Genomic DNA, 12,099 nt, shown 5'->3' with positions numbered 1-12,099 from the left:
TTACACAGCGGGCGGAAATCATTCCGCCCGCCTGGACTACGGTGCAGTGACAGTGATCGAGCTGAACATTCGCTTGATGTCCTGGTACGTGGACGTCGCCAGAAACGCACGGGCATCCTCCAGCGAGCCAAACTCACGGGACGCCGGGCCGGAGGCATCCGTGACCCAGCCCGGATTTGCACCGGAAAACACGGCATAGCTGGAGAATGCGAAGTAGTAGCCCGGCCGGGCTGCCCGAATCTGGAAGAACTGGCTGCAGGAGTCGATGCTGGCCCCGGCGGGTCGGGTGGTAATGCCAAAGGAGGCCACGAAGCTGTTGCCCGCGCTCTTGACACGATAGACAAACCGTGGCGGTACGGTGCCCGTGGCTGCGGGGTCGTAGGGGATGTCCACCGGGGAACTGTCCAGTTCCGCATAGGACTCCTGCGGCCCGCCGCAGGCACCCGGATCATAGCGCGGTCCCATCGGGCCGTAGTAGATCATAACGGCTGCGCGGGTGAAGTCCGGCCCGTCCGCTGCGCCCGGCACCGGGGCAAAGAGGTAGCCGCCATTAGCCGGATAATCCGGGTCTCCGGCGGTCCAGCCGAACCCCCAGTCCGGCGGAATCGTCAGTCGCACATATGTTTCGCTTCCCGCGTCCGGGGACGCCGGGTAGCCGGTGAGACGCCAGCCGTCCGGCGTCCACGTGGCAGTGCTCGACTGACCTGATACCGGCCGCGCCGGGTGCGGCCAGGACGTCACGGCAAAGGCGGCCACGACGGCCAGCCCCAGCATTGCCGCGATGGCTACGACGGCCGGCAGAAGACGGCGTCGGCCCGCCTCTGGACGGGTATCCGCGGACCGGTGGCTTTCGTCCGGGCCGGGCAACAGCAACAACCGTAGTTGCCACGCGGGATCGATCGGAGGTTTCGAATCATCCGGCACCGGGTTGGCGCCTCTTAAGAGTCTGTCGATCCGGTCCATGTTAGGTTCCTGCGCTCTCATCGAGGTGCGGTGACAGGGTCGCCGCAAACGCCTTTTTCGCCCGGTGCACGCGCACACTGGCGGCCCCTTCCGAGCAGCCCAGGCACTGTGCGAGCTCCGCTGTGGTGAAGTTGTCCCAGTAGACGAGGATCAGGACCTCACGGTGTCTCGCCGCGATCCGGCCAAGAGCGGCGATCACCGGCTCTGACGTCGGCTCCCCCGTTTCGCCGAATCCTCCGCTGCCCGTTCCTCCCGGCTCGGGGCGCCGCGACGAAAAATCCTTCAGTTTCAACAAAAGTTCCCGCCGACGCTTGCGGCCCCGGTATTCGTTGCCCAGGACGTTTCGAGCCACCGCGCAGAGCCACGGCAAGCCGGCGTCCTCCTGCGCGGCGAACTTCCGCCACGCGATCCGAAAGACGTCGCCGGTGAGTTCCTGTGCGGTCTCCGGATCGCCGATCCGGCGGAGGACGTACTGGTAGACGCGCCGATAGTGAGCCCGATAAAGGGCTTCAAACTCCGTTTCGCGTTCCAACAGCATGGGACCGCCCCGCTACCCCGATACCCGAAATCCCTCAGGTGTACTCCATGTTTCCGGATAGCCGGCAATCCTTACAGCCGTCCGGAAAAATCCTTCTAGCCCAGTGCCCGGGGGTGCGCGGCGGCGTAGATCTCCCGAAGGGTGTCCGCCGTGACCAGCGTGTAAACCTGCGTGGTGGTCACGGATGCGTGGCCCAGCAGTTCCTGCACCACACGTACGTCGGCGCCGCCCTCGAGCAGGTGCGTGGCGAACGAGTGCCGAAGGGTGTGCGGCGAAACGGCCTTGGTGATGTGGGCTTTCTCAGCCGCGGTCTTGAGGATGGTCCAGGCGCTCTGCCGGCTGATGCGTCCGCCGCGGGCGTTCAGGAACAGTGCCGGGGTGCCCTTGCCCTTGGCCGAGAGCAGCGGACGGCCTCGGACCAGGTAGGCGTCGAGTGCGCGTGCGCCGAACGAACCCAGCGGGACGAGCCGTTCTTTTGACCCCTTGCCGAACAGCCTGACAATCGCGGGCCCGGCGTCGTCCTGTTCGTTCCGCCCTGCTGTGTGCAGCGAAATATCGTCGACGTCGAGGCCCACCGCTTCGCTGATCCGGGCGCCGGTGGAATAGAGGAACTCCAGCAGCGCCCGGTCCCGCAGGCCGGTAGCGGTGTCGGTGCCGACCGCTTCCAGGATCCTGGTGACTTCGTCGACACTGATGGCCTTGGGCAGCCGTTTGCCAGGCATGGGCGGGTGGACATCGCTGGCCGGGTCGGTGGGAGTGACGCCCTCAAGGGCCCAGAACTTATGGAGTCCGCGGACCGCCACCACCGTTCGGGCCGCCGACCGGATACCCAGGGCAGAGCCGCCGTCGGAGCCGTCGGAGAGCGCCTGGACGAAGCCGGTGACGTCCTGCCGGGTGACCTCGTCCGGACGTTGGCGGCCCGAACGGCAGAGGTGCCTGGCATAGCGGGCCAGGTCGCGCCGATAGGCGGAAAGGGTGTTGGCCGCGAGCCCCCGTTCCACGCCCATGTGCTGGAGGTAATCCGTGATGGCGCGGTCGATTGCCGTCGGCGGCCGCACCGGGGGCTGTGCCGGGACGGGGGCGGGCGCTGCTGCGACCGAGGGCACCGGAGCCGTACGGTGCACCGGAGCCGGAAGGTGCGCCGGAGCCGGCGGCTCGGCAGTGAGCGGTTCCATCGTCAGCGCTGGCTGGGGTGCGCCGGCCACGGCGCGTTGCCCGGGCGAAGGCCCGTGAAGTTGCCGGCCCGCGCGGCTGCGGCGGCGAGGAGTCCGACGACGGCGGACGGGTTGTGCAGGCGCCCCTCCAACACCGCCTGGACGGCGTCGTCCAGGGAAATCCAGTGGAGTTCGATTTCTGCTTCCTCGTCGGTGCGGACGTGAAGTTCGTGCCCGGGCACATCGCTCAGGTCCCGGGCGAGGTAGATGCGGATGGCTTCGCTGGAGGAGCCGGGGGAATTGAAGAAGTCCGCCAGCACATACCACTGCCCGGCGACGAGGTCGGCCTCCTCGGCGAGTTCCCTGGCCGCCCCGGCCAGGAAGTCCTCGCCTTCAACATCAAGGAGCCCGGCAGGGATTTCCCACAGATCCATCCCGACGGGGTGCCGGTACTGCTTGATCAACAGCACTTCCCCGGCGTCGTTCATCGGCAGGACCGCCACCGCCCCGGGGTGGTCGATGTAGTCGCGGACCAGCGGATCGCCGTCGTCGTTGAGCTGGAAACTGTCACTGACAACGTCCCAGATCCGGCCTTGATAGACCGTACTGGAAGACAAAAGACGGCGCGGGCTCGGCTCATCCGAAACCTGCCGTGCAGCATGGGGGGTTTCAGGCTTACCGGGCATCGCGCCGTCCTTTGATTTAGTTGGTGGTTACTTCGACGCTGCCGGGGCTGCTTTAGCTGCCGCCGGAGCCTTCACAGCAGTCCCTGCTGATACCTCCGCCGGTCCGGCGCCCTTCTGGTGTTCCAGGGCAGCCTTCACAAGTCCCGAGAACAGCGCGTGCGGCCGGGTTGGGCGTGAGCTCAGTTCCGGGTGCGCCTGCGTGGCAACGTAGTACGGGTGGACTTCGCGGGGCAGCTCGACGTACTCCACCAGCTTGCCGTCGGGTGACGTTCCGGAGAACACCAGCCCCTTGGCCGCGATCTGCTCACGGTATTTGTTGTTGACCTCGTAGCGGTGGCGGTGCCGTTCACTAACCGTGGTGGTGCCGTAGGTCTCGGCGACCACGGACCCCTCGTCCAGTTTGGCCTCGTACAGGCCCAGGCGCATGGTGCCGCCCAGGTCGCCCTTGCCGTCGACGATGTCCAGCTGCTCTTCCATCGTGGCGATCACCGGGTACTTTGAATCCGGCTCGAACTCGGACGAGGAAGCGCCCTCGAGGCCCACCACGTTGCGGGCGTATTCGATCACCATGCACTGCAGGCCCAGGCAGAGTCCCAGCACGGGGAGCTTGCTCTCGCGGGCGTACTTCAGCGCGCCGAGCTTGCCTTCGAGGCCCCGGATGCCGAAGCCGCCTGGGACACAGATCGCGTCGACCCCGGCCAGGGACGTGACCGCACCTTCATGGGTTTCGCATTCGTCCGAGGGGACCCAGCGGATCTTGACCTTGGTGTCGTTGGCGAAACCGCCGGCACGCAACGCCTCGGTGACGGACAGGTAGGCGTCCGGCAGGTCGATGTACTTTCCGACCAGGGCGACCTCAACCTCGTGCTTGGGGTTGTGAACCGCGTCCAGGAGTTTATCCCAGCTGGTCCAGTCAACGTCCTTAAACGGCAGGTCGAGGGCGCGGACGATGTAGGAATCCAGGCCCTGGGAGTGCAGGGTCTTCGGGATGTCGTAAATGCTCGGAGCATCGGGGCAGCCGATGACGGCGTCAAGGTCGACGTCGCACATGCGGCCGATCTTGTCGCGCATGGCCTGCGGGACTTCGCGGTCCGACCGGACCACAATCGCCTCCGGCTGGATGCCGATGGAGCGCAATGCGGCAACTGAGTGCTGCGTCGGCTTGGTCTTCAGTTCCTGCGACGGTCCAATGTAGGGCACGAGGGAGACATGCAGGAAAAACACATTTCCGCGGCCGATGTCCTGGCGGACCTGACGGGCGGATTCAAGGAACGGCTGCGACTCGATGTCGCCCACGGTGCCGCCGATTTCGGTGATGATCACGTCGGGGGCGTGCTTGCCCTCGGCCGGAAGCCGCATGCGCCGCTTGATTTCATCGGTAATGTGCGGAATAACCTGGACGGTGTCGCCGAGGTACTCGCCGCGGCGCTCCTTGGCGATGACCGTGGAGTAGACCTGCCCGGTTGTGACGTTGGCCGAGCCTTCGAGGTTCTCATCGAGGAAGCGCTCGTAGTGGCCGATGTCGAGGTCCGTTTCGGCGCCGTCGTCGGTGACGAAGACTTCGCCATGCTGGAAGGGGTTCATCGTGCCCGGATCCACGTTCAGATAGGGATCGAGCTTTTGCATAGTTACAGACAAGCCGCGTGCCCGCAGGAGGTGACCGAGGCTCGAAGCCGTCAGTCCCTTACCGAGCGAGGACGCCACACCACCGGTTACGAAGATGTGTTTGGTCGTCTTGGACGAGCCCGGGAACCGGGAATTTACACGGGAATTTGATCGCTGCACCACGGAGTTCGAGCCTATCATCAATTCGGCCTTCCGAGGTCCTGTCCGCGGGATTCCGCCGTGCTGGTCATCCCGTATACGCGCCGCCGCACGGGGCGCTCAGGCTTGCTGCGGCAGGAGCCGGGCATCGTCCAGCAACTCCTGGGCGTGGGCCTGCGCGGATTCGGAATCCTCCTGCCCGGCGAGCATCCGGGCGAGTTCGCGGACGCGCTCCGCTTCGCCGAGTAGTTGGACGTCACTGGAGGTGAAACCGGCCGCCGTGGAACCGTCGGCGCCGCGCACTGAGGTCTTGGTGACCCGGATGTGCTGATCGGCGAAGGCCGCCACTTGGGGCAGGTGGGTCACAACAAGGACCTGGACGTGCCGGGCGAGCATCGCCAGCCGGCGGCCGATCTCGACGGCGGCGCGGCCGCCCACGCCGGCGTCGACCTCGTCGAAAACGAAGGTGGGGACCGGGTCGACGGCGGCCAGCACCACTTCGATGGCGAGCATCACGCGGGACAATTCACCGCCGGATGCGCCCTTGCCCAACGGGCGCGCGGGGGCGCCGGAGTGGGGCTGGAGCAGGAAGGAGATCTCATCCGCTCCGAACGGTCCGGGCTGCCCGGCGGATTCGACGTTGATCACCAGGGTGGCATCCGCCATCGCCAGGGCCTTAAGCTCGGCGCTGACCCGAACGGAGAGGTCTTTGGCGGCCTTTTTACGCAGCTTGCTGAGTCCGGCGGCCTGCTTGGCCAGTTCGGTGCCTGCGCGAACCACCTCGGCCTCCAGCGCCTCGATCCGGAGGGAGTCGTCCTGCAGTTCCAGGAACCGTTTCCGGGATTCTTCAGTCCACACCAGTACTTCATCGATGCTCGGGGCGTATTTGCGCACCAGCGTCGCGAGGGCCGCCCTGCGGTCCTCAATCTCGGCAAGCCGTTCCGGGCCCTCGGTGTCCAGGGTGGCCTGGTAGCTGGCGAGTTCGGTGGCGATATCGTTCAGCAGGAAGCCGACCTCGGCCAGGCGGGCAGCCGCTGAGCCGAGTTCCCCGTCATGTTCGGCGACATGCTCGAGGGTGCGCTTGGCGGAATCCACCAGGGCCGTAGCATCGTTACCCTCGCCGAAGTCCTCGGCGATGAGCGCCTGATGTGCGGTGGTGGCAGCGATCCGGAGTTCCTCGACGTTGGCGAGTTTGACGGCCTCGGCCTTAAGCGATTCGTCTTCGCCGGGCTGCGGGTCGACAGCATCGATCTCGGCCAGCGCAGCTTCCAGGGATTCGGCCTCCCGGAGCCGTTCCCGCGCGGCGCTGCGGAGCTCCGCCAATTCGGCTTGGCTGGACTTCCACCGGGCGTAGAGCTTCTGGTAGCTGGTGCGCGCCGCGGTCAGGCCCTCCCCCGCGAACTTGTCGAGGGCTTCGCGCTGCGCGACGGGGCTCTTGAGCCGGATCTGCCCGGACTGTCCGTGGACCACCACAAGGGTTTCGCCTATTTCGCCGAGCACCCCTACGGGCGCGGCGCGCCCGCCCAGATAGGCTCGGCTGCGGCCGTCTGCACCCACAGTGCGGGCGAGCAGCAACTCAGCACCGCCGTCGAACTCCTCAATCTCTGCCCCGGCCTCGCGGGCGCGCGCCACGGCTGGGTGGCCGGCGTCGAGCGTCACTGTTGCCTCCGCTGAGGCGCTCTTCGCGCCGCTGCGCACGGCCCCGGCGTCGGAGCGTGCGCCGAGCAGCAGCCCGACGGCGGTGACCACCATGGTCTTACCGGCGCCGGTCTCTCCAGTCACGACGCTCAGGCCCGGGCCGAGGGGAAGCGTGGCGTCGGTAATAACGCCGAGGTCGCGGATTCTCAGTTCTTCAAGCATGGTTCACTTCGCAGTCGATGGATCAGGAGTCTCGCCCGGGCCCGCGTGCGGCGGCCCAGCCTGCGGCGGAGTCGGCAGCGGAGTCGGCAGCGGGGGCATCGGCCGGGGCGTGCGGATCACCGGCACCGGGCCGGTGTTGATCGCGGAGGCTGCGGGCGTCGGACCGCGCCAGCCTTGGATGGGCAGTTCAAACTTGCGGACCAGGCGGCCGGAGAACGGCGTCTGGTGCGTTCGGGCGAGGCGGACGGGGGTGGCGGAGCGGGTCACTTCCACGCGCGCTCCGGGCGGGAGGTCCACCGAGCGCCGCCCGTCACACCACAGCACCCCCTGGGCTCCGGTCCGGTTCAGGATTTCGACGGCGAGCCGGGACCGGGGCGAGACCACCAGTGGTTTGGCGAAGAGCGCGTGCGCACTGATCGGCACGATCAGCAGCGCCTCAACCTCGGGCCACACCACCGGGCCGCCGGCGGAGAAGGCGTAAGCGGTGGAGCCGGTGGGAGTGGCCAGGACAACGCCGTCGCAGCCGAAGGAGGTCAGCGGGCGCTCATCCACCTCGGTGACTACCTCGAGCATCCGTTCCCGGTTGCCCTTCTCGATGGCTGCCTCGTTCAAGGCCCAGGTATGCCAGATCTTCTGCCCGCGGACCCAGACCTGGACGTCGATGGTCATCCGCTCTTCCACGGTGTACTCGCGGCTCGCGATCCACTCCACGGTCTGGGCGAGGTCCGCCCGTTCACTCTCGGCCAGGAATCCGACGTGGCCGAGGTTCACGCCGAGCAGCGGCACGTCGACCTCGCGCACCAGTTCCGCGGCACGAAGGATTGTCCCGTCGCCGCCGAGGACCATCACGAGCTCCACTTCCGGCAGCATCACATGGTCATGGAGGATCTCAACAGGCTGGTCGAGTCGTCCGAAGAAGCGGACCATGTCGCCAAGTTCGGATTTCAGCATCACGGGAACGATGCCGGAGTCGTGGAGCCCGGCGCACGCCTCCCAGGCAGCCTTGAGTGACTCCTCACGGCCGGTGTGGGCAAGGATGAGGACGCGCCTGCTCATCGGGTTCCGCCTTCTAGTGCTTCTAGTACTTGGGCCAGATCGTTCCGAGTAACGCAGCAACGGCTGCGTCCCGCTCTTCGATCTTAGGCAGGTCTGTCCTCATCCCGCGCTTTATCCACAGGAAGTACTCGACGTTTCCGTCCTGGCCGGGCAGCGGGCTGCTGGCGAGGCCCTTCAGTTCCAGGCCCGTGTCCACCGCTTCCGCCGCCACTTTGCCCACCGCAAGGCGGCGCTCCCGGTCCGAGGTGACAACACCGGTGCGGCCCAGCCGGTCCTTGCCGATCTCGAACTGCGGCTTCACCATCAGGACCAGGTCCCCGCCAGGCTCCGTGCACGCGGCGAGGGCTGCCAGCACGAGGGTGAGGGAAATGAATGACAGGTCGGCCACCGTCAGCGCTGCCGCCCCGCCGATCTCCTCCGGTGTTATGTAGCGGACATTCAGTCCCTCGTGGACGGAAACGCGGGGGTCATTGCGGATCGCGGGGACCAGTTGGTCGTGGCCCACATCGACGGCCACCACGTGGGCGGCACCGCGTCGCAGCAGAACCTCGGTGAACCCGCCGGTGGAGGCGCCCGCGTCCAGGCAGCGCTTGCCTTCAACCCCGACGGCCGGGAAAGCATCCAGTGCGCCGGCCAGCTTGTGCCCGGCGCGGCTGACGTAGTTGTCCTCATCCGCGGCTGCCACGTCCAGGCTTGCATCGTCCCGGACCTGGAGCGAGGCCTTCGCAAGTACGGCCCCGTTGGAACTGACTTTGCCTTCGGATATCAGTCGCGCTGCGTGGGTGCGGGACCGCGCCAGCCCACGGCCGACGAGGGCCTGGTCAAGCCTGCTCATGTCGTGGCATCCCCTGGTGACGTGGTAGTTACGGACTCATTCAGGGCGGCCAGCAGTTCATCGTGCAGGCTGGCGTACATCTCCGCGTGCCCCGCCACCGGCAGCTCCGGCAGCTTCCTAAGGCCGCCCAGGAGGGCGGCTACCGCCGGGTCCGTTGATACGGGCTGTCCGCCGGCATCGGGCGCATTCTCCGGACGCCTCGGCCAGCTGGCCGGCACTTGCGCCGCAGCGAAGTCCTTTTCGGTGATGTGGTTGAGCTCGGTCATGGTCCCCAGTCTAGTGATCCAGCCATTTAAGGTCCGGCGCCAAGGCAGTGGCGGCCTCAGGGTTGGCCGCCCACCAGGCCGAACAGGCGGCCCGCCATGAATCGAGGTTGCCGGGATCACCGCTGACATGCACTGTCCGTCCTCGCACTTCGGCGGAGGCCGCGCCGCAGCGGTGCTGTCCGGCGTCGACCTCAACCACCGGGTACGGGCGGTAGAGGTCGGTGAGGTCGTTAATAAGATAGTCGGGCCGTTCGAGGGTTCGGGCGGCCAGGATCGATTCGCGCGTGTCGACGCCGGTCAGGACGGCCACCGTGGCATAGCCGGCGTTGTTGCCGCCGAGGATATCGGTGTCCAGACGGTCACCGACAACCAGCGGCCGGTCGGCGGCAAGGCGTTTGGCCGCCGTGTGGAACAGCTGCGCTTCCGGCTTTCCGGCGACGAGGGGCCGCTTTCCGGTGGCGGCGGCCACGGCAGCGACCAGGGTTCCGTTCCCCGGTGCAATGCCTCGTGCCTGCGGTATCGACATGTCCGTGTTGGTGGCCACCCACAAGGCCCCACCGGCAACAACATAGGCGGCTTCCGCGAGGTCTTTCCAGCCGAGATCGGGATGAAAACCCTGAACGACGGCGACGGGGTTCTCCGCCTCGCTGCGGACGGGCACCAGCCCGGCGAGTTCAATCTCCTGCGCCAGTGAGTCGCCGCCCGTGATCAGGACGCGGGCGCCCGCCGGCAGCAGCGAAGCCAACAGCTCACCCGCGGCCTGCGAGGAGCTGACCACCTGATGATCCTCCGCCGGGGCGCCGAGTTCGCGCAGGTGCTGCGCGACCTGCGCGGGCGTCCGGGAGGCGTTGTTTGTGACGTACCCCAGCCCGACGCCGGCCACGGCCAGCCGGCGCAGGGACTCCACGGCACCGGGTATGGCCTGCGGGCCTGCATAGACGACGCCGTCAAGGTCGGCGAGTAGGGCGTCGAAGGTCGAAATCAGCTCGGCTGCAGCCATTTCGGATCAGTCCTCGGAACGTTCCGGCTCGTGCGGGTCGGCGTCGCCGCTACCGGTTTCGCCGGTGTTATCGCCGGCCAGGAGCTCGGAGCGGTCCAGCGTGTCCTTCTCCACGGAGTCCTCATCGGATTCAGCGTCGTCGGATTCCCAGAAGTCGGATTCGGCGTCGTCTGATCCGTCGTCGAGGGCGGTCACAGCCGCCTCACCGGTTTCCTCGAAGCCCGCGACGGCCTCAGCGCTGGCAGCACGCGGCACCTGCGACTGGGCCGCAGCGGCGGACCGCTCGGCAGCCTGATCGGCGAGGAGCCTGCGCTGCTGCTCTTGCTCGCGGGCGTCCTCGTCCTCATCCCAACCCAGGTCGATGATGTCGGGATCCTCCTGGACGTCGAGGCCGAGGGCATTCTCGGCCACGGCGGCCTGGCGTTCCCACTTTTGCGCTTCAGCCGTCCGGCCAACCGCTCCCAGAGCATCGGCGTAGGCACGGAAGAGGCGCGGGCTGTAGGAGAATGCACGGTTGATGTCGAGCTGGGCAATTTCCAGTTCGGAAACCGCAGCGTCTAGTTGACCAAGGTCTGTCCGGGCGCCGGCGGCCACAATGGCGAGCTCTGCCTTGCCGGGCGCGTCGAGGTCCTTGGCTTCCTCGGAGCGGGCCATTTCCAGGGCACGGTCGGCACGTCCGAGTCCACGCTCACAGTCAGCCATAACGGGCAAGTGCATGTTGGAACCGCTGATCCGACGGTAGGTGCGGAACTCGCGCAGGGCTTCACCATAGTGGCCGGCGGCATAGGCGGTCAGGCCCACTGCTTCGCGAACGGCTGCGAGGCGGCCACCGCGGCGGCTTGCCGCGAGGGCATGCTGGAATGCCAGCTCCGGTTCATCGTCGATCAGACGCCCTGCCATCACGAGGTGGCGGGCCACCCACTCGGCGCTGTTGTCCTCGAGTGTCTTGATCTGGTGCTGGGTGGCACGGTCAAGTTCCTTGCCCGTAACATCATCGTCAATCTGCGGCGAGCGTTCGCGGTCGGGGCGGTTGGCGCTGCGCAGGTCCCGGGCGTTGGGGACGCGGGCCGGGCGGTCTTCCGGGCGGTCCCGGCCGAACTGGCGGGGGCCGGAATCACCGCGGTCAAAGCCGCGGGCCGGGCGGTCATCACGGTTGCCGAAGGGCCTGCGGTTCTCGCCGCCGCCGGCACCGAAGCTCCTGCGCTCTGCGCCGCCTTCGCGGGGAGCACGGTCACCATAGGGCTTCCGGTCACGATCTCCGCCGCCGCTGTAGGGGGGCTTCCGGTCGCCGCCGCCGCTGTAGGGGGGCTTCCGGTCGCCGCCGCCGGCACCGAAGCTCCTGCGCTCTGCGCCGCCTTCGCGGGGAGCACGGTCACCATAGGGCTTCCGGTCACGATCTCCGCCGCCGCTGTAGGGGGGCTTCCGATCGCCGCCGCCGAAGTTGCCTCGGTCGTTGCCGCCACGATTACGGTCGTTGTGCTCAGCCATGATGGATTCCTCCTGTTGTGAGCTGACCACTGGCGTAATCGCAGCCGCTCTATTCCGTGTTTCGTTCCTACGCAACCCGAAATCAAGCGCTTCGAAGTCCGTACATCTCATCCAATTCTAGGCGAGTCCCCTGCGCCCGGCTAACGGCAGTGAGCCTTTCCGCGGTCGCGGTGTCGAGCCTCACAGCCGCACCGCTATTCTGGCCACGTGAGTTGGCGGCGGCCCACGCCGTCGAGCTCCTGGCGTGGATTGATGGGCGCCAATGTTCCCGGTGAGCCGGGTGGGGTTCCCGGTGGGGGTGTTTTTGGGTGGGGTGTTAAATGCGGGAGGACCCCCAACGTGGTTGGGGGTCCTCGACCGTTTAATGATGTTCCGGCGGTGACCTACTCTCCCACACCCTCCCGGGTGCAGTACCATCGGCGCTGTGGGTCTTAGCTTCCGGGTTCGGAATGGGACCGGGCGTTTCCCCCACGCTATGACCGCCGTAAC

11 protein-coding genes and 1 rRNA gene are annotated in these 12,099 nt (G+C 67.1%); all 12 read right to left on the bottom strand.

The window, feature by feature from the left end:
* Positions 1-36: 36 nt before the first annotated feature.
* On the bottom strand, positions 37-963 hold the full coding sequence (locus QMG72_RS11820; protein WP_226775980.1) for a hypothetical protein: 927 nt from the start codon (positions 961-963) through the stop codon (positions 37-39).
* A gap of 1 nt (position 964) precedes the next feature.
* Positions 965-1,501: an RNA polymerase sigma factor gene (locus tag QMG72_RS11815; RefSeq protein ID WP_226775979.1), complete on the bottom strand. Its 537-nt coding sequence runs from the start codon at positions 1,499-1,501 to the stop codon at positions 965-967.
* Positions 1,502-1,596: 95 nt separating this feature from the next.
* Entirely contained in the window at positions 1,597-2,676 is a 1,080-nt protein-coding gene (gene xerD / locus QMG72_RS11810; protein ID WP_226775978.1) for a site-specific tyrosine recombinase XerD, read from the bottom strand.
* A 2-nt stretch (positions 2,677-2,678) separates the two neighbouring features.
* Positions 2,679-3,341 (bottom strand): NUDIX domain-containing protein, encoded by a 663-nt coding sequence (locus tag QMG72_RS11805; protein WP_226775977.1) that lies wholly within the window; start codon positions 3,339-3,341, stop codon positions 2,679-2,681.
* Between the two features lie 27 nt (positions 3,342-3,368).
* Positions 3,369-5,147, bottom strand: a complete 1,779-nt coding sequence (gene pyrG / locus QMG72_RS11800) for a CTP synthase (RefSeq protein ID WP_226775976.1) — start codon at positions 5,145-5,147, stop codon at positions 3,369-3,371.
* 78 nt (positions 5,148-5,225) lie between these two features.
* Positions 5,226-6,965: a DNA repair protein RecN gene (recN, locus tag QMG72_RS11795; RefSeq protein ID WP_283480598.1), complete on the bottom strand. Its 1,740-nt coding sequence runs from the start codon at positions 6,963-6,965 to the stop codon at positions 5,226-5,228.
* A gap of 3 nt (positions 6,966-6,968) precedes the next feature.
* Complete coding sequence (locus QMG72_RS11790; protein ID WP_283480597.1) at positions 6,969-8,021, bottom strand: NAD kinase; 1,053 nt, start codon at positions 8,019-8,021, stop codon at positions 6,969-6,971.
* A 22-nt stretch (positions 8,022-8,043) separates the two neighbouring features.
* The gene (locus QMG72_RS11785; protein WP_282359895.1) at positions 8,044-8,856 is read right to left on the bottom strand and encodes a TlyA family RNA methyltransferase; all 813 of its coding nucleotides are present in this window, start codon (positions 8,854-8,856) and stop codon (positions 8,044-8,046) included.
* Positions 8,853-9,122 (bottom strand): hypothetical protein, encoded by a 270-nt coding sequence (locus QMG72_RS11780; protein WP_283480596.1) that lies wholly within the window; start codon positions 9,120-9,122, stop codon positions 8,853-8,855. The genes QMG72_RS11785 and QMG72_RS11780 overlap by 4 nt, the downstream gene beginning before the upstream one ends.
* A 10-nt stretch (positions 9,123-9,132) precedes the next feature.
* Positions 9,133-10,122 (bottom strand): HAD-IIA family hydrolase, encoded by a 990-nt coding sequence (locus tag QMG72_RS11775; RefSeq protein WP_283480595.1) that lies wholly within the window; start codon positions 10,120-10,122, stop codon positions 9,133-9,135.
* Between the two features lie 6 nt (positions 10,123-10,128).
* On the bottom strand, positions 10,129-11,610 hold the full coding sequence (locus QMG72_RS11770; RefSeq protein ID WP_283480593.1) for a hypothetical protein: 1,482 nt from the start codon (positions 11,608-11,610) through the stop codon (positions 10,129-10,131).
* Between the two features lie 370 nt (positions 11,611-11,980).
* Positions 11,981-12,097 (bottom strand): 5S ribosomal RNA (gene rrf, locus QMG72_RS11765).
* Positions 12,098-12,099 lie beyond the last annotated feature (2 nt).

Origin of the sequence: Pseudarthrobacter sp. PH31-O2 (assembly GCF_030063265.1) — a bacterium.
Classification (GTDB): domain Bacteria; phylum Actinomycetota; class Actinomycetes; order Actinomycetales; family Micrococcaceae; genus Arthrobacter.
This window is presented reverse-complemented; position numbering and strand designations above follow the sequence as displayed.

Coding starts and splice junctions, on each gene's coding strand:
- QMG72_RS11770 (WP_283480593.1), bottom strand. CDS start 11,610: ATGGCTGAGCACAACGACCGTAATCGTGGCGGCAACGACCGAGGCAAC.
- pyrG (WP_226775976.1), bottom strand. CDS start 5,147: ATGATAGGCTCGAACTCCGTGGTGCAGCGATCAAATTCCCGTGTAAAT.
- QMG72_RS11785 (WP_282359895.1), bottom strand. CDS start 8,856: ATGAGCAGGCTTGACCAGGCCCTCGTCGGCCGTGGGCTGGCGCGGTCC.
- QMG72_RS11780 (WP_283480596.1), bottom strand. CDS start 9,122: ATGACCGAGCTCAACCACATCACCGAAAAGGACTTCGCTGCGGCGCAA.
- xerD (WP_226775978.1), bottom strand. CDS start 2,676: ATGGAACCGCTCACTGCCGAGCCGCCGGCTCCGGCGCACCTTCCGGCT.
- QMG72_RS11805 (WP_226775977.1), bottom strand. CDS start 3,341: ATGCCCGGTAAGCCTGAAACCCCCCATGCTGCACGGCAGGTTTCGGAT.
- QMG72_RS11820 (WP_226775980.1), bottom strand. CDS start 963: ATGGACCGGATCGACAGACTCTTAAGAGGCGCCAACCCGGTGCCGGAT.
- QMG72_RS11790 (WP_283480597.1), bottom strand. CDS start 8,021: ATGAGCAGGCGCGTCCTCATCCTTGCCCACACCGGCCGTGAGGAGTCA.
- QMG72_RS11815 (WP_226775979.1), bottom strand. CDS start 1,501: ATGCTGTTGGAACGCGAAACGGAGTTTGAAGCCCTTTATCGGGCTCAC.
- QMG72_RS11775 (WP_283480595.1), bottom strand. CDS start 10,122: ATGGCTGCAGCCGAGCTGATTTCGACCTTCGACGCCCTACTCGCCGAC.
- recN (WP_283480598.1), bottom strand. CDS start 6,965: ATGCTTGAAGAACTGAGAATCCGCGACCTCGGCGTTATTACCGACGCC.